The following is a 17,415-nucleotide window of genomic DNA, read 5'->3' on the forward strand; positions in this document are numbered from 1 at the left end:
CTTCAAAGCCGAAACTTAATTGTTTCGGCTTTTTTTATTTGATATAACTGATGTCGGTTCCAGTTTCAAGTTCTTCAGCTGAATGATTTTGTTTGAAAAGTCTGGCAGATAACTCTCCTTTTAGTATTATTGTATCACCGTCTACTTTCAGCCAGCTTCCTTCGCGTAAACCTAAAACAGGAATAGTATTATAGGCGTGAAACTCTTTTATTCTGGTTTCGCGTGTTTCGCCCATGTGTTTTGATTGCAAGTCTGCATCTAAATAATGTGCATTTAAATCGAAGGGAATTAATCCTAAGGTTTTAAAGCTTGGAGGATACACAATAGGCATGTCATTAGTCGTTTGCATACTTAGACCGCAAATAACACTTCCTGCACTAGTTCCTAGATATGGTGTTCCTTTTTTTACCGCTTCTGCAAGAGCAATTATAATGTTGTTTTTGTATAATTGGGTCACTAATACAAAGGTATTTCCTCCTCCAGTAAAAATCCCTTCTGCCTTTTCGACGGCGGATACAGCGTCATCAAATTCATGAATTCCTTTTATCGCTATATTTATTTTGGCGAAAGCCAAAGCGGCCTTTGCCGTGTATTCTTCATGCGAAATACCACTAGGCCTTGCGTAAGGAATAAAAAGTACCGTTTTACAATGTTTAAAATGGATTTTTAACTCAGGTAAGAGGTATTCTAAGTAGTCGGTTCCGTGTACTGTGGATGTGCTTGCAATGATAATGTTTTTCATTTTTCGTATTGTTTTAGTAGCCCTAAAGGTATAAAATCGGGTTTCTTATTTCTGTATTTTTGATTTTTTATTAACTTTTATTTACCAAGTTCTTAGTAATTAATTTGGAACAGATTAGGATACATTTACAACTTGACATTAATTTGGTGATATAAATAAGTATGATGGTTGAGTTTAGGCTTCTTTTTGTAATGTTTCTAACTACGGCGGCTTTTGCACAGGGACCCGTTTCTGCTGTAGTAAAAGGAAGAGTGAATGATGATGGGTTTAACGTTGACGGAGTATATGTTATTAATTTAACCACCGAAAAAGCGGTGATAACTGATGGAGAAGGCTATTTTGAGATAGATGGAGTAGTGGGGGATACTTTGTTGTTTTCGTCAGTGCAGTATAAAAGTAGAAGAATTGTTTTAACTTTAAACAATTTTGAAAAAGGATTGGTTTTTGTAAAAATGGAACCAATCATGAATCAGTTAAATGAGGTTGTGATTCGGCGTTATAATAATATTAATGCAGTTTCTTTAGGAATTATTCCGGGAAATCAAAAATCATACACCGCTGCAGAAAGAAAATTAAAAACAGCAACGGGGTTAAATGCTTCTGCTACTGCGGGTTCAATGGCTGGTGGATCTATATCTGCAGATCCTTTGATTAATTTCCTCAGTGGTAGAACAGCGATGCTAAAAAAGGAACTTAAAGTAGAGAAGAAAGAATTATACCTGAGAGAATTAGATGCGATGTTTGATAGAAGTCATTTTGTAGATAAGTTGAAGATTCCTGCAGACTACGTTAAAGGATTTCAGTATTATGCTGTTGACAACGATAAATTCACAAAGATTTTAAATGAAAAGAATGTAACTACAACGGAGTTTTTGTTAGGAGAGCTCGCAATAAAATATAAAGAAATAATTGCCCGTGAAAATAAATAACACTTTTATTTTGTTTGTAGTTTTACTTCCTCAAGTTGTTTTGGGGCAAAGTGTAGATTCTAAAAGAATTCAGGGAAAAATAAGTTTTGATTCCGTTCTTGTCGAAGGTGTGAATGTTGTAAATCTAATGACAAAGAAGTCGACGACTTCTGATAAAGAGGGGTTGTTTTTTCTTTTTGTAAAACAAGGTGATATTTTAGTTTTTTCATCTATAAACTTGGAGACGCTTCGTAAAGTAGTTGCTGAAGAAGATTTTGGAAATTTTATTTTGGAGATTAAAATGGTTCAAAAAAACAATCAATTGAAGGAGGTAATAATAAATAAAAACTCAAATATTAACGAGGTATCTTTGGGAATTGTTTCTAAAAACAAAAAAACATATACACCCGCAGAAAGGAAGTTAAGGACAGCGGGTGATTTTAAGCCTATAATGCTGTTGGGATTAATTGGTGGATCAATGCCTTTAGATCCATTGATTAATAAAATAAATGGAAGAACTAAACGGCTTAAAAAAGAAGTGGTTTTAGAGAGGAAAGAGTTGAACTTAAAATATTTAGATGTTCTTTTTCAAGAAAACTATTTTGTGGATGATTTAAAGATCCCATCTGAGTACGTGGGAGGTTTTAAATATTATGTTGTAGAAAATGAAGAATTTGTATTGGCTTTAAAAGACAAGAAGGAACCAATTATCAAACTATTATTAGCGGAATTAGCTGTGAAATATATTGAAGTCATTGCCTGTGAAAACGAATAACACTTTTATTTTGTTTGTAATTTTACTTTCTCAAGTTGTTTTGGGGCAAAGTGTAGATTCTAAAAGAATGCAAGGAAAAGTAAGTTTTGATACGGTTCTTGTCGAAGGAGTGAATGTTGTAAATCTAATGACAAATAAGTCAACGGCTTCTGATAAAGAGGGGGTATTTTTTCTTTTTGTAAAAGAAGGGGACATTTTAGTTTTTTCTGCTGTAAATCTTGTAACTTTACGTAAAGTGGTTAATAAACAAGATTTGTTGGCTAATGTTCTTTCGATTCAAATGACTGCTCAAAGTGTTGAGCTGAAGGAGGTAGTCATCAACCAAAGTACTCAGATAACTGCAGAAAATTTAGGAATTATTCCTTTTGGACAAAAGAAATACACTGCTGCCGAAAGGAAACTATATACAGCTACTTCTGGTGGTGGGATTGATGGACTTTTAAATTCTATTTCAGGAAGAAAAGCCATGCTTAAAAAAGAAGTAGCGGTTGAGTATAAAGAACAAATGTTAGTCAGGTTAGACTATCTTTTTTTACCGGAATATTATACAGAAACATTGAATATCCCTCAAGAGTACATCCGGGGATTCCAGTATTACTGTGTCGAGGACACTGATTTAGTTGCGTCCTTGAATTCAAGAAATAAAACATTGTCTCAATTTTTGATTATTACCTTAGCCAAGAAATACAATAAAACTATAGCAAATGAAAATTAAAATTTTACTATTATCATTATTTTGTCAGCTTTGTTTTGGCCAAATAGAATCTAGAAAAGAATTGAAAGGTCAGGTTAGAAACGTCTTGGCGCCAGTTGAAAACGTAATTGTTTTTAATGTTAACTCAAAAACGGGAGCAATTGTTAATCAATATGGTTTTTTTGATATTAATGCTAAAGTTAATGACACACTAGTTTTCTCAAGTTTGACATTTAAATCTAAAAAAATTGTACTGTCAGAACGAGAATTTATAGATCCTCAATTTGTGGTGACACTAGATGTGTTTACAAATGAATTAAAGGAAGTGTTGATATTAGCAAAAAAGGAACTTAATCCAGTTTCTGGTGGCTCTCAGAAATATGTCGATTTGATGTATTTTGGTGATGAGAAGTCTGCATTAAAAAATACTGCAATGCCAAGGGATGGAAGTATCTTGTATGGAACAGACTTTGTAAGGATATACAAAGATGTTGTTAAAATATTAAGAAAAAACAACCCCGAAACAACCGATTTTTATAAAGACACGAGCTTCTCTGAGCTAGTTCTGAAAAAAGTTAATTATTCTTTTTTTGCCAATACCTTGAGTTTAAAAGATGATGAGATAAAACTGTTTCTTGTTTTTTGTGAGAACGATCCAAAGTCAAGAACGTTAATGCAGCCTAGTGATGAATTCCAACTTATGGATTTTCTAATCACAAAAAATAAAGAGTATAAAAAAATCACAACCTTTTAGTTTTTTCGATACAATTACTTATCTGGTGCTGTAAATAGAATTATTATCATTTTATTTTGAGTCAAAATGAAAATAGCAGTTTTACTGATGTGTTTGGTTTTTTAGTTGTCTTTAGGGCAAACCGCAAGTAGAACGCTGATGCATGCCCAAGTATTGAATGATTCTCTACATGTAGATAGCGGATATGTATTTAATGTAACTGCAAAAATGGAAACCTCCATAAGTGTTGAAGGCTACTTTGATATTCTGGTAGAAGAGAATGATACGCTGCTCGTTTCAAGTTTAGCCTTTAAGTCAATAAAATTAGTTCTTAAAGATGAAGATTTAAAAAAGTCTTTATTGATAGTCAAATTAGACACTTTTACAAATCAGCTAAAAGAAGTGCTTGTTCCTAAAACGAGGGTGCCTTATTTAGGGAGTAAACAAGAAATAATTGACAAGCCTTATTTTGATGACGCGCAATCTACCGCTAAAAATAGTACAACTCCATTCTACGGAATTGAGAATGGATTTAATTTTATCAAGGTAGGAAGGATGATTGGGGATCTATTTGCTAAACGGAAAGATTCAAAGGGAAAACTAAACTACTACGAAAATTTTCAAGAAGCAGCTTTCAAAACGGTTAGTCTCCCCTTTTTTACTAAATCCTTACGGCTAAAAGAAGATGAAATAGGGTTGTTTCTAATTTTTTGCGAGAACGATGTCAAAGCAAAACGATTTTTGGCTGCTGAAAATAAATTTAGCTTGATTGATTTTGTGATATCAAAAAATGAAGAGTACAAAAGAATTGCTATTTTTGCAATATGAAAAAAACAATATTATATCTCTTTTTCGGAATCTTGTTCCTGAGCTTAACTTCTTTTGAATTTCATAAATTTTATGTCGCAGTATATCAAGTTAATTATGCGCCTGACAAGGAAATGCTTCAAATTACCTCCAGAATTTTTGTGGATGACTTTAACAAAGCCTTAGAAAAAAAATACAATAAGAAGCTTTATTTAGGCACCGACAAAGAGTCTCCTGAAGATCTGGTTTTACTCAAAAAATATTTATCGGAGCACTTTACAATAAAAGTCAACGGACAATCTAGGGCCATTAATTTCTTAAGTAAAGAGTTAGAAGGTGATGTCCTTATCTGTTATTCAAGTATAAAGGACGTTTCTAAATTGAAATCCTTAGAAGTTTACAATGCTATTTTAGTTGACTGGGATTCAGAGCAGCAAAACATCGCCCACTTCACTGTTTTGGGCACAAAACAGAGTTTTCTTTTTACCGCTTCTTCGACTAAACGAATGTTAAAATTCTGATAAAATAACTGTTATTTGGTAAAAAACTGTATTTTCACGCACTTAAATAATTCGAATTCTATCCATGAAAAAAATCACATTATTTTTTATTCTTCCGGCAATGTTATTTGCTCAAGAAAAAGCAACAACGGTAACTCCAAAGCAATCAGGTAAGTACGATACTAATAAGTTCAGTCAGATGTACGATTTATTAGCAACACCTAATATGTTTCGTAACGCTGCTGGTGCTCCAGGTCCAGCATATTATCAACAACAAGCAGATTATAAAATTGACATCGAGCTAGATGATAAAAATGCTAAATTAAGCGGATCTGAAACAGTTACTTACTATAATAATTCACCAGATAATCTAGATTATTTATGGGTGCAATTAGATCAAAATCAACAGGCTCAAGATTCTGAGTCTCCTTTAGCCGAAAGTGAAAGAATAACACAAACATTCCCGGCTTCTGGTTTTACTGATAAATTTTTAAAGAAAGATTTAGAACGTGGTTTTAATATTGAATATGTTAAGGATGCTAAAGGCGCTCCTATGACTTATACTATCAATCATACCATGATGAGAATTGACTTAGCTTCCCCATTGAAGCCTGGAACTTCAGTTTCATTTTCTGTAAAATGGTGGTACAACATCAATAATTACCAAAAAGAAGGTGGTCGTTCCGGATATGAGTTATTCGAAAAAGAAGGAAATAGATTGTATGTAATTGCACAATTCTATCCTAGAATGGCAGTTTACAATGATGTTGAAGGTTGGCAAAACATGCAGTTTTGGGGAAGTGGTGAATTTGCTGTCCCATTTGGAGACTTTGATGTCAATATAACCGTTCCTGCTGACCACGTTATGGAGGCGACAGGAGAGTTGATGAATAGAAGCGAAGTGTTTACACCCGCTCAAGTAAAAAGATATGAGTTAGCTCAAAAAACATTTGATAAACCTGTAGTAATTGTTACTCAGGCAGAAGCTGAAGCAGCTGAAAAAGGGTTTTCTGACAAGAAGAAAACTTGGAAATTTAGCGCTAAAAACGTGAGAGATTTTGGAATAGCGACTTCTAGAAAATTTATTCTTGATGCCATGGCTGTTCAATTAAGTACTAAAACAACAATGGCAGTTTCTATTTATCCTAAAGAAGCAAATCCGCTTTGGGGAGAAACGTCAACAATAACAGTAGCGCATACTTTAAAAAGTTATTCTTCGCATACTTTTGATTATCCTTATCCAAAAGCAGTTTCAGTTTCTGCCGAAGATCAAGGAATGGAATACCCAATGATTTGTTGGAATTTTGGTCGTCCTGATGAAAATGGAGTGACTAGTGACCAAATTAAAAACGGGATGATGGGTGTTGTAATCCACGAAGTGGGACATAACTTTTTCCCAATGATTGTGAATTCAGATGAGCGTCAATGGACATGGATGGATGAAGGATTAAACTCTTTTATGGAATTCATGGCAGAGCAGGAATTGGGAACTAACTTTCCTTCAAGACGTGGTCCTGCAAAAAACATTGTGCCTTATATGAGTGGAGATCAAAACTTCTTGGAACCTATTATGTCAAATTCAGAAACTATAATTCAATTTGGTAATAATGCGTACGGAAAACCTGCGACAGGACTAAATATTCTTAGAGAAACGATTATGGGTAGAGAGTTGTTTGATTATGCTTTTAAAGTGTATGCAAACCGTTGGAAATTTAAACATCCTACTCCAGAAGATTTCTTTAGAACAATGGAAGATGCTTCTGCCGTTGATTTGGATTGGTTCTTTAGAGGGTGGTTTTACTCTACTGATTTTGTTGATATTGGTATCAAAGAAGTAAAGCAATATTATGTTTCTGAAACTCCTACAAAGGAATTAAAAGACGCGAAGGTAAGAAAAGGTCGTTTTGGTGTAGATAAAGGGCCGTTTGTATATTTAGTTGCAGAGAACAATGCAGAGTTAAAATCAAATCAAAAGAAAGCACTAAAAATAGAAGATGTGAAATTACTTTCAGATTATGTAAGTACTCTTACTGCTGAAGAAAAAGGAAGTCTTAAATCCCCAAAATACTTTTATGAAGTAGAGTTCAATAAACCAGGCGGAATGATTATGCCTATACTAGTTGAGATTACATACGAGGATGGTACAATTGAGAACTATAAATATCCAGCTCAAATTTGGAGAAAGAATAATGAGAGTGCTAAAAAAGTATATGCTACTGAGAAAGCAATCAAAAAAATTCAGATTGACCCTAAATTAGAAACAGCCGATATTGATGTTACTAATAACACTTGGCCAAAAGAAACAGTGAAAAGTAAATTTGACTAAGGAATAAGCATAAAAAAAAGACTCAATTTTGAGTCTTTTTTTTATGAAAAATTTAAAAGGCAGGGATTCTAAATTTGGTATCTTTGCAACAATTAAAATTAATAATTATGTTTGGTATAGGAGGAGGAGAGTTAGTTTTTATATTGTTTATCGTTCTAATGCTTTTTGGTTCAGATAAAGTGCCTGAAATGGCACGAACTATGGGTAAGGCTATGGCGCAATTAAAACATGCGACTAACGACATAAAAAGTGAAATTCAAAAAGGTGTTGAGGCTAATGGTCTTGATTCAAAATCCTTATCAGATTTGACGGGTAACTTTAATACTCAGATTGATAAAGTTAAGAATGACCTGATGGGCGATTCAATTACTCAGGCTAATAAAGTTAAGGAAGATATAGAAGAGATTACTGGACCTGTAAAACGCAGTAAATAATGCTCGATAAAATTTTGTCTTTAGATACTGAATTGCTCATTTATTTGAATGGTTTAGGTTCACAAAGTTATGATGGCCTTTGGCTAATAATTACCCAACAACTCTATTGGACTCCCTTTTTTCTTGTTCTATTATTTTTTATTTATAAAAAATTGGGGGCAAAGCAAACTTTGTATTTTATTTTGGCTATAGCCGTTTTAATTGCATTTACGGACCAGATGACAAACTTGTTTAAAAATGGATTTCAAAGGTTGCGTCCTTGTAGTAACCCAGAAATCAATACAATAATACGAGTTGTTCAAAGCCGCAGCTCCTTTAGTTTTTTCTCAGGCCACGCTGCAAATAGTATGGCGGTTTCTGTTCTTATATACAGCGTTTTGCTTCACCGTTACAAATATGGCTTTTTGTTATTCTTATGGCCTCTAATCTTCGCTTACAGTAGAATCTATTTAGGCTTGCATTATCCACTAGATATTTTATCTGGGTATTTGTTCGGGATATTTTCAGGATATTCAGTTTTTAAAATATATCAAGCAGTTCAAAAAAAGTATTTTCCACTATAGTTTTCAGTAGCAGTTCCAGCTGTTCATTTCAATCTTATGACTGAAAAATGGTTTTTTCAATAACAATAAAAGAGCTTCCGTTGGTCTCTCTTTTTTGTTTAGAAAAAATTCATTTTCATCCACAAGGATTTGTATTTCCATCTGGGCTAAAAATAAAAAGCTACAGTACTCTACTTACCGTCAAGCCATCTCTAATAGGCAATAAAACGGTTTCAACCCTTGGATCGTTTTTTAATAATGCATTATATTCTACCAGTATTTTGGTACTCACGTCGTTCGGGTGTATCTCTTCTAGCACTTTTCCACTCCATAGTACATTATCAGAAAGGATAATTCCTCCTTTGTTCATTTTTGGCAAAATGATATTGAAATAGTTAATGTAGTTTTCTTTATCGGCGTCAATGAATACTAAATCAAATTTTACATCCAGTGTAGGTATAATATCCACTGCTTCTCCTAGGTGTTGCACAATTTGTTTTCCCCAAGGCGATTTGTCAAAATGCTTTCTTTGGAAATCGACCAATTCTTCTTTGATGTCAATCGTATGAAGCGTGCCGCTTTCTTGCATTCCCTCGCACAAACACAAAGCAGAATAACCGGTATAAGTTCCTATTTCGAGAATATTCACTGGCCGAATCAATTTAGCTAACATACTCAAAACGCGTCCTTGAAAATGCCCGCTTAACATACGTGGCAATAAAATTTTCTGATAGGTTTCTTTATTTAGAGCGGCTAATAATTGAGGCTCTTTTTCAGAGTGTTGCTCGATATAATCTTCTAACTCTTGGGAAATGAAGTGCATTTGTGCTGGTTTTTTCAATTTGCTGCAAAGTTATTAAATTATCAAAACAACAAATCAAGAAATAGTCATTAAATTTGCAGCATGCAAATTGAGAAAAAAGACATACGAGCCGTATCTAAAGAATTATTACGTGAATTTTTTGTTACCCATGGGGACAAAGCTTTTCGTGGCAATCAAGTATACGAATGGCTATGGAGCAAGGGCGCTCACAGTTTTGAGGATATGACTAATATTTCTAAGGAAACACGTGCCATGTTAGAAAGTAATTTTGTCATCAATCATATTAAAGTGGATACCATTCAACGTTCTGACGACGGAACCATAAAGAATGCAGTTCGTTTGCATGATGGTTTAGTGGTGGAATCTGTTTTAATCCCTACTAATACCAGAACAACGGCCTGCGTTTCCAGTCAGGTGGGTTGTAGTTTAGATTGTAATTTTTGTGCTACGGCACGATTAAAAAGGATGAGAAATTTAGAGCCAGGAGAGATTTATGATCAGGTATTGGCGATAGATAAAGAGAGTCGTTTGTATTACAATCACCCTTTGTCAAATATTGTTTTCATGGGTATGGGCGAGCCGTTGATGAATTATAACAACATGATGAAAGCAATCGAAATGATTACTTCATCAGAAGGTTTAGGGATGTCTCCAAAACGAATCATGGTTTCGACTTCAGGAGTTCCAAAAATGATAAAAAAATTAGCGGATGATGATGTGAAAGTCAAATTAGCGGTATCACTGCATTCTGCTATTGATGAGATCCGTTCTAAAATCATGCCTTTCAGCAAAAATTTCCCTTTGGCTGATTTAAGGGAATCATTGGAATATTGGTATAGAAAAACCAAAAGCAAAATTTCATATGAATATGTAGTTTGGAAGGATATCAATGACAATAAAGAGTCTATTGATGCCTTAGTGAAATTCTGTAAGTACGTTCCTTGTAAAGTGAACCTAATAGAGTATAACCCTATTGATGATGGTGAATTCCAACAAGCCTCAGAGGAAGCTACAAATGCTTATATAAAAGCGTTAGAAGCAAGCGGAATTGTAGTGAAAGTGAGACGAAGTCGTGGTAAAGATATCGATGCGGCTTGTGGGCAACTAGCTAATAAACAAGTGTAGTTTAAATTAGAAGACATAGAAAAAGGGTTTGACAATTATTTGTCAAACCCTTTTTTCTTGTAGTCAAAAAGTTGCTATTTTACTACTCCAGTTATTTCTTGGGCAACTGGATGATTAGCTTTAAAGGTATATCCCATTATTTTTGCCATTGTTTGTGCAAATTGATTTTGGTACAACTGATTTTCGTTTTTCATTTCTCCCTTAGCTTCAATTTTTGGTCCCATAGCCGCAAACCATATCTCAGAAGAGCCTTCAAATTTATTTCCATGACTGGTCCATTCTGCTTTTACTTTGTCTCCACGACCGTGATCAGTAGTAAAAACTAAAGCCGTTTTGTCTTTATACTGTGGATCGTTTTGAACAAAATCCCAAATCTCTTTAATCCAGGCATCTACTTGATGTGCGGCATCTAAATAAGAACGATAAAATCCAGCGTGTGCCCATTCGTCCGTTTCGCCATAGGAAATATACAGTACTCTGGGTTTATTGGTTTTCAATTCTTCAAGAGCTCCATAATGTGTAAAAACATCCAGACATTCTTCTTCGTGAAACGGCTTAAATGAATCTGCCATCATAGCATTAATCAGTTTTTGTTTTTCGTTTGGGTTTGTGCCTCCCACTTTATCAAATGCTGATGTTACTGAAAAGCCTGCTCTTTTCTCGTTTAAAATATTGTCAAATACATACCAAGCACCGAAAGCAGTCACTTTTCCTTTTAGCTTTGTTTGCTGGTTTAAATATTCTAAAACGGTAGTGTTTGGATTTTCAGGATATTGATTAGAGTTGATCAAAGTATCTGCATATCCAGTCATGATTTCACTATATCCAGGATAGCTAAACCAATATGGATTGGCATTGTTAACCTTGTTTCCTAAGGTTCTGTTACCGTAAATTTGGCCTTTTTTAGCTAAGACAGACCACATAAAAGGCATTAGTTTTTCTCTACGTTCGTTCACGTTTTCAGCCCAGTATTTTTTATAGATATAGCTGCTGTCATTTTGATTAAACTTTTTATCTCTAGCTAGTGATTCATCCATTCCCTTGAAGGCCTCTTGCCATCTAAAGCCATCTGTGGTAATAATGATTATGTTTTCGGCTTGCTGAGCTTGTGCAAATACTGCAGTAAAAAGTATTAGAATTGTAACTATTTTTTTCATGTTTATTTTTTTTAAATTAAAAATTATCCCACCATACTTTTGCATTGATATCATCGCCACCCATTTTTTGTAAAGCCTCACTGTTGTTTTCGGCATTTACAGACTGTTCTAAGCTTGGATACATAATGCGTCTTGGAACTTTACCATTATTTTTTGCTCCAGGACCCGCTTTAATAAAACTAGGTTTTCCAGTCCTTTTCCAGTCAAACCATGATTCTACTCCAGTATGGTATAGAGCTAACCATTTTTGGGTATACAATACTTCGGTTGTAGCGCTGTATCGAGCCGTTGTAGTCAAATAATCTGTGGGTATAATCACATTCCATTGTTTGAACGAAGCTGCTACTGCAGTTTCATAATACGTTTTGGCCGATCCAGTTGTAATCAAATTGCGTTGGCTTGCTTCGGCTAATAGGAAGTTCAATTCACTATAAGTCATAAATATTGAAGATATTTTTGTTTTATTATAAAAATAATCTTCAGCTCTTCTAGAGTATTTTGTTGGTTCCCCAATTTGGTCTAAAGTAAGCCCTGGATGAAGTCCCAACTGATTTGTAGTTCCTACAATTGGATCAATCCATTCGTCAAGTCTTGGGTCATTATTTGCAAACAATGTGTTTACCAAATTCGTGGTAGGAATAACAATATTATAACCATATAATCTATTGATTCCATCACTCATAGGAGAAATATTAGGATAACTTCCTGAATAAAAATAAGTAGCATTATCAGCATTAGATGCAAATAGAGGATATTGAAAAGGCTTAGTAATGATTTCGTTTAGTTTGGCACTCACGTTTATTTTATTAGAAATACGCATCAAAAGTCTTAAATGAAGTGAATTGGCAAATTTTTTCCATTTTAGCATATCTCCGCCAAACAATAAGTCGCCTTCTACCTTTGTTTTAGTATCAATGATTGCATTGGCATGATCTAAATTTAATAATAATTGTGTATAAATAGCTTCTTGTGAATCGTATTTTGGCTTCAAAATCCCCTCTTCTCCTTTGGAGGCTTCAAGATAAGGTGCAGAACCATAGGAATCAGTGATAACGCTCATCGTGTACGTTTCAAGAACAAGACTAATCGCTTCGTAGTTTTTGTCGTTTAACGCGATTGCTTGTTTTTTAATATCGTAAATATCGTTAAGCCATTTGTACATTCCCCAAAAACGATTGTCAGCGCCCCAGTTGTAAACGTCTAATTCGTTATACTCGTAGTTACCGCCATATTGAGCAAGAATATCACCAAAATTGAACGAATTATTTACGTTGCTGTTCGCTAAATTAAAAATAACATTTGGTAGCAATTGCTTGGGTTGCGAAGCTGTTGGTTGATTTTTATTGGTGTTGATTTCTTCAAATCCGTCGGTACAAGAAATACTTAGACCGCTTAAGAGTAATAATAATATTAATTTTTTCATGATATTTTTTTTAGAATGAAGCATTTAATTTGATTCCGTAGTTTCTAGAAGAAGGCAGTTGTAAGACTTCAAATCCTGGTAAAAGAGTTCCTCCGCTTATGGCTTGAGTTTCTGGATCAATGTTTGGGACTTTCGTCCAAAGTGCCAGATTATTTCCCACTAGACCAATGCTTACATTTTGCATTTTTACGGATTTAGTCCATTTTTCAGAAAATCTATAATTCAAACTCACTTCTCTTAATTTTACATAAGACGCATCAAATGAATTAGCCTCTATGTTGTCTCTACGAAAGGCATTAGAGTAATACCAGTTTTCAGCGCTTATTGAAGTTGTATTTGGGCTGTAAGATCCGTCGGTATTTTTCACAACACCTTCGCCTATTATTCCTGTTTCTCTTCCTTGTAATGAAACGGCAAGTATGCCACTTTCCATTCCGATTGCGTTTGTCATCGAATATATTTTCCCGCCATGTCTAACGTCAAACAGCGCATTTAGACTGATATTTTTATATCTTAAATTAGTAGCAAGTCCTAACATCCAATCTGGATTATAGTTTCCTATTTTTTTAATTTTAGTATCTAATATTGGTGACCCTGTATTGTCATACACAATTTGCTTGTCTGGACTTCTTAAATAACCACGACCATATAAATCTCCCATTCGTTCTCCTACACGGGCTTCAATAGTACCTCCATTGGGGCCTTGGGCGATAATATAATTATCAATTCCTGGAGTTAGTTCTTTTACAGTACCTCGGTTTTGAGTAAAATTGGCGTTAAGCGACCATTCAAAATTTTTAGTTCTAACTGGAGTAAGTCCTAAACCGATTTCGATTCCTTTGTTTTGAATTTTACCTGCATTAATCACATTAGAATTAAAACCTGCAGCCTGAGAAATATCTAAACCTACAATCTGGTTTTTTGAGTTCGTGATATAATAACTCATATCTAGCGTAATCCTTTTTTTGAAAAGCTGCCCTTCAATTCCCACCTCATATGAAGTTGCAATTTCAGGTTTTAAATTACTATTTAAAATAGCACTTGGGTTAGTTAATGTTCCTGGTAAAGAACCGTTATCGTAAGTTTTTACTAATCGATACGGATCAGTATCATTCCCTACAGAGGCTGCATTTACTCTTAATTTTAAGAAGTCAATATTCTCATTCATTTCAAATAATGATGTTGGAATAAAATTTAATGAAGCAGAAGGATAAAAGTAAGAGTTGTTGTTTGCAGGTAGGGTAGATGACCAGTCATTTCTAGCTGTTAAATCTAAATACAAGTAATCTTTATATCCTATATTCGCTAAACTGTACATACTATTGATGCGCTTTTTGTAAATGTTTCGAGATTGTATAGGCATCACATTGATATTTTGTAAATTGTAGATGCCGGGAATACTAATTCCTTGTCCTTCAATTTTACTTTCAGACGTGTATTGATTCATGCTATTTGCTCCGTAAGAAATTTTAAAGGAAAAATCGCCAAAAGTATGATCATAAGAAAGTAACATATCAGCATTGTATTCTGTAAATGCAATGGTTTGCTCGCGGTACATTCCTTGTGTGTATCGTGAAGATCCAATAGGTCTGCGTGACCATCTAAAATCATTTGAATTATCCATACCTATTCTCGCCATGAATGAAAAATCATTATTAATCTCGTAAGTAGAAGAAATGTTTCCAAAAATGCGGCCTTTTTTAAAGGCGTTGATGTTTTCGTAAGCAATTTTAAAAGGGTTGTCTCCCCAGCCAAACATGCTATTTTGTTTTACATCTTTTACAATCCAATAATCTTTCAACCAGTCTAAGTCAACATTGGTATGGTTCCAAAGTAAATTATACATGATACCTTGGCTTCCGTAGCCAGTAACCGGAGTATTATCACTGGAACTTTTTGTATAGGTGGCAACAGTAGCCAGTTTCCATTTATCTGAAATGTTATAATTAAGATTCAAACTGATGTTTTCTCTTTTTAAATTAGAGTTAGGAACAATGTCTTCGCTGGTTGTTTTTCCGTAACTCAATCTGAAATTCGTTTTTTCATCAGAACCAGAAACAGAAACCGAATTTGAAATAGAACTTCCTTTTCTAAAAAAATCATTGAGGTTGTATCTAAATTCAAAGGGTAATACTTGCCCTTGTCCTACAGAATATCCTGGACTTCCGTTTTGTAATAATGAAATACCAGAGTCAAAACGAGGGCCTAAATTTGTATCTGCACCTGCGTCGTAAATTTGTTTAGAACCCGCGCCATACACACCTTGAATTTCAGGTAATCTTAATGCTTCGCTTGTCATAAAAGAAGAGGAAATTGAAACTCCTAAGCCTTTGCTTCTCTTGCCTGATTTAGTAGTAATTACAATAACACCGTTAGCAGCGCGAGAACCATATAAAGCAGATGCTGCTGCCCCTTTTAGTACATTTACACTTTCAATATTTTCTTGATTAATTTCTGACGCACCATTTCCATAATCTGTAGGTAAATCAGCTTGACTTGTTGAAGAGCCTCCCACACCATAGACGTTATTGTTAATGGGAATACCATCTACTATAAATAAGGGGCCATTGTTATTAATGTTTAATGATTTGTCCCCGCGAATCGTAATTCTTGACGAACTCGCGATTCCATTACCAGAGCCAGAAATTTGCACCCCTGATATTTTACCTGTTAGATTTGAAACAAAATTAGCCGAGTTTACTTTATTAATATCATCTGATTTTAATTCTTGCGAGGCGTAACCTAGCACACGTTTATCTCTTTTAATTCCTAATGCCGTAACTACAACTTCACCTAATGATATAGAATCATCTTGAAGAGTAATGTTTAGATTTTCAAGATTACTCACTGTAACTTCCCTAGTAGTAAATCCCATGAAAGTAAAAACTAAGGTCTTTCCTTTTTCGGTTGCAATAGTGTAATTTCCATTTGCATCTGCGATTGTGGCGTTTTTAGTTCCTTTGACTAAAATTGTTGTTCCAGTTAATGGAAAACCAGTTGAATCAGTTACTTTTCCTTTAACCGGTTTTGATTGAGCATTGATTAAATGCGTACAAAATACAAGTAAAAGCAAGAGTAGATTTTGTTTTAAAATTTTCATTTTTTTATAGTTATGTTTGTCGTGCAAACTTATAATTGTGATTTTTTCAGTAGATTAAGATAAGTTTAACAAAAAGAGATATGTAGTTAAGAATAAGTTAGCAATGTTAAGAGCAAGTTTTTCCTAAATTAGAAGACTTAAATTAGTTTTAAGTCTATTTATAATTAGTAAAAGATGTAACTTTGAAATCTTAATGAATGTCACCTCTCAAATAAAACAGCCCATCTTTAAAGAAATGGAACTTTTTGAAAAAAAGTTCTATGAATCGATGACCTCGCAAGTGGCTTTATTGAATAGAATCACGTATTACATAGTCAACCGAAAAGGGAAGCAAATGCGACCTATGTTCGTTTTCTTAACTGCTAAGATGGTTTCTGCGGGAACTGTGAACGAAAGAACCTATCGTGGTGCTTGTGTTATTGAACTAATACATACCGCAACTTTGGTTCATGATGATGTGGTAGATGACAGTAATCGTAGAAGAGGTTTTTTCTCAATCAATGCACTTTGGAAAAATAAAATTGCAGTGCTTGTGGGAGATTATTTACTCTCAAAAGGATTGTTACTTTCTATTGACAACGGTGATTTTGATTTATTGAAAATAATTTCAATAGCAGTTCGTGAAATGAGCGAAGGTGAATTACTGCAAATAGAAAAAGCGAGAAGGCTTGATATCACCGAAGAAATTTATTACGAAATCATTCGGAAAAAAACAGCGACACTTATTGCTGCTTGTTGTGCTCTTGGAGCAAAATCAGTTATTGAGGATGAGATTCAGGTGGAGAATATGAGAAAGTTTGGCGAACTCATCGGAATGGCATTCCAAATTAAAGATGACTTGTTTGATTATACTGAGGATGCGATAGGGAAACCAACTGGTATCGATATCAAGGAACAAAAAATGACTTTACCTTTAATCCATGTTCTAAATATCTGTACTTCTAAAGAAAAGTCATGGTTAATCAATTCGATTAAAAACCACAACAAAGACAAAAAACGCGTTAAAGAAGTTATTGCTTTTGTAAAAGACAATGACGGTTTGCTTTATGCTGAAAATAAAATGATTGAATTTCAGCAGGATGCACTTTTATTATTGGATAACTATCCGAATTCAGATTTTAAAGATGCCTTAATCTTGATGGTGAATTACGTAATCGAAAGAAAGAAATAATTTGGTAATCAGAAAATCAGATAATTATAAAATTATTTTAAATATTGTAAATAGTTGGTATTTAGGCATTTAAAATCACATGGCCAACTAGTTTTCACATTATCTAATTTCCCATACAACCTTTTTGCATCCATTCACGTCTATGTATATAGAAG

At 34.1% G+C, this 17,415-nt stretch carries 16 protein-coding genes; 11 read left to right on the forward strand and 5 right to left on the reverse strand.

Going from position 1 to position 17,415, the window contains the following annotated elements; genetic code table 11:
* Positions 1 to 34 precede the first annotated feature (34 nt).
* Positions 35 to 742 (reverse strand): dipeptidase PepE, encoded by a 708-nt coding sequence (gene pepE, locus QO200_RS02325; RefSeq protein WP_371535838.1) that lies wholly within the window; start codon positions 740 to 742, stop codon positions 35 to 37.
* Positions 743 to 903: 161 nt separating this feature from the next.
* On the opposite strand from pepE, the gene QO200_RS02330 reads away from it, so the two are divergent.
* The 9 genes from QO200_RS02330 (at position 904) to QO200_RS02370 (ending at position 8,482) form a co-directional block, all read left to right on the forward strand.
* A complete protein-coding gene (locus tag QO200_RS02330) occupies positions 904 to 1,671 on the forward strand; it encodes a carboxypeptidase-like regulatory domain-containing protein (protein WP_371535841.1) in 768 nt (255 codons plus the stop codon).
* Positions 1,658 to 2,425, forward strand: a complete 768-nt coding sequence (locus tag QO200_RS02335) for a hypothetical protein (protein ID WP_371535843.1) — start codon at positions 1,658 to 1,660, stop codon at positions 2,423 to 2,425. The genes QO200_RS02330 and QO200_RS02335 overlap by 14 nt, the downstream gene beginning before the upstream one ends.
* On the forward strand, positions 2,412 to 3,140 hold the full coding sequence (locus tag QO200_RS02340; RefSeq protein WP_371535846.1) for a hypothetical protein: 729 nt from the start codon (positions 2,412 to 2,414) through the stop codon (positions 3,138 to 3,140). The genes QO200_RS02335 and QO200_RS02340 overlap by 14 nt, the downstream gene beginning before the upstream one ends.
* Positions 3,130 to 3,873 (forward strand): hypothetical protein, encoded by a 744-nt coding sequence (locus QO200_RS02345; protein ID WP_371535849.1) that lies wholly within the window; start codon positions 3,130 to 3,132, stop codon positions 3,871 to 3,873. The genes QO200_RS02340 and QO200_RS02345 overlap by 11 nt, the downstream gene beginning before the upstream one ends.
* Positions 3,874 to 4,011: 138 nt before the next feature.
* Positions 4,012 to 4,680 carry a hypothetical protein gene (locus QO200_RS02350; RefSeq protein WP_371535852.1) on the forward strand — a complete coding sequence of 223 codons (669 nt, stop codon included), beginning with the start codon at positions 4,012 to 4,014 and terminating at the stop codon, positions 4,678 to 4,680.
* Positions 4,677 to 5,180, forward strand: coding sequence for a DUF6702 family protein (locus tag QO200_RS02355; protein ID WP_371535855.1), 504 nt, complete (start codon positions 4,677 to 4,679; stop codon positions 5,178 to 5,180). The genes QO200_RS02350 and QO200_RS02355 overlap by 4 nt, the downstream gene beginning before the upstream one ends.
* 64 nt (positions 5,181 to 5,244) lie before the next feature.
* On the forward strand, positions 5,245 to 7,485 hold the full coding sequence (locus QO200_RS02360) for a M1 family metallopeptidase (RefSeq protein WP_371535858.1): 2,241 nt from the start codon (positions 5,245 to 5,247) through the stop codon (positions 7,483 to 7,485).
* Between the two features lie 107 nt (positions 7,486 to 7,592).
* Entirely contained in the window at positions 7,593 to 7,919 is a 327-nt protein-coding gene (locus tag QO200_RS02365; RefSeq protein ID WP_371535860.1) for a twin-arginine translocase TatA/TatE family subunit, read from the forward strand.
* On the forward strand, positions 7,919 to 8,482 hold the full coding sequence (locus tag QO200_RS02370; protein WP_371535861.1) for a phosphatase PAP2 family protein: 564 nt from the start codon (positions 7,919 to 7,921) through the stop codon (positions 8,480 to 8,482). Before QO200_RS02365 ends, QO200_RS02370 begins: the two co-directional genes overlap by 1 nt.
* A 160-nt stretch (positions 8,483 to 8,642) precedes the next feature.
* Here the strand turns inward: QO200_RS02370 and QO200_RS02375 are convergent, their stop codons facing one another.
* Positions 8,643 to 9,284: an O-methyltransferase gene (locus tag QO200_RS02375; RefSeq protein WP_371535863.1), complete on the reverse strand. Its 642-nt coding sequence runs from the start codon at positions 9,282 to 9,284 to the stop codon at positions 8,643 to 8,645.
* Between the two features lie 81 nt (positions 9,285 to 9,365).
* Between QO200_RS02375 and rlmN the strand changes: the two genes are divergently transcribed.
* Positions 9,366 to 10,409, forward strand: a complete 1,044-nt coding sequence (gene rlmN / locus QO200_RS02380) for a 23S rRNA (adenine(2503)-C(2))-methyltransferase RlmN (protein ID WP_371535864.1) — start codon at positions 9,366 to 9,368, stop codon at positions 10,407 to 10,409.
* A 74-nt stretch (positions 10,410 to 10,483) separates the two neighbouring features.
* Here the strand turns inward: rlmN and QO200_RS02385 are convergent, their stop codons facing one another.
* The 3 genes from QO200_RS02385 to QO200_RS02395 are packed head-to-tail and all read right to left on the reverse strand — an operon-like array spanning position 10,484 to position 16,089.
* Positions 10,484 to 11,566: a sulfatase-like hydrolase/transferase gene (locus QO200_RS02385; RefSeq protein ID WP_371535866.1), complete on the reverse strand. Its 1,083-nt coding sequence runs from the start codon at positions 11,564 to 11,566 to the stop codon at positions 10,484 to 10,486.
* Positions 11,567 to 11,582: 16 nt separating this feature from the next.
* Complete coding sequence (locus tag QO200_RS02390; protein WP_371535868.1) at positions 11,583 to 12,989, reverse strand: SusD/RagB family nutrient-binding outer membrane lipoprotein; 1,407 nt, start codon at positions 12,987 to 12,989, stop codon at positions 11,583 to 11,585.
* A 10-nt stretch (positions 12,990 to 12,999) separates the two neighbouring features.
* Positions 13,000 to 16,089 (reverse strand): SusC/RagA family TonB-linked outer membrane protein, encoded by a 3,090-nt coding sequence (locus QO200_RS02395; protein ID WP_371535870.1) that lies wholly within the window; start codon positions 16,087 to 16,089, stop codon positions 13,000 to 13,002.
* A gap of 193 nt (positions 16,090 to 16,282) precedes the next feature.
* Between QO200_RS02395 and QO200_RS02400 the strand changes: the two genes are divergently transcribed.
* Positions 16,283 to 17,260, forward strand: a complete 978-nt coding sequence (locus QO200_RS02400; protein ID WP_371535872.1) for a polyprenyl synthetase family protein — start codon at positions 16,283 to 16,285, stop codon at positions 17,258 to 17,260.
* Positions 17,261 to 17,415 lie beyond the last annotated feature (155 nt).

The sequence above is a fragment of the Flavobacterium sp. Arc3 genome, from assembly GCF_041431375.1.
Taxonomy (GTDB): domain Bacteria; phylum Bacteroidota; class Bacteroidia; order Flavobacteriales; family Flavobacteriaceae; genus Flavobacterium.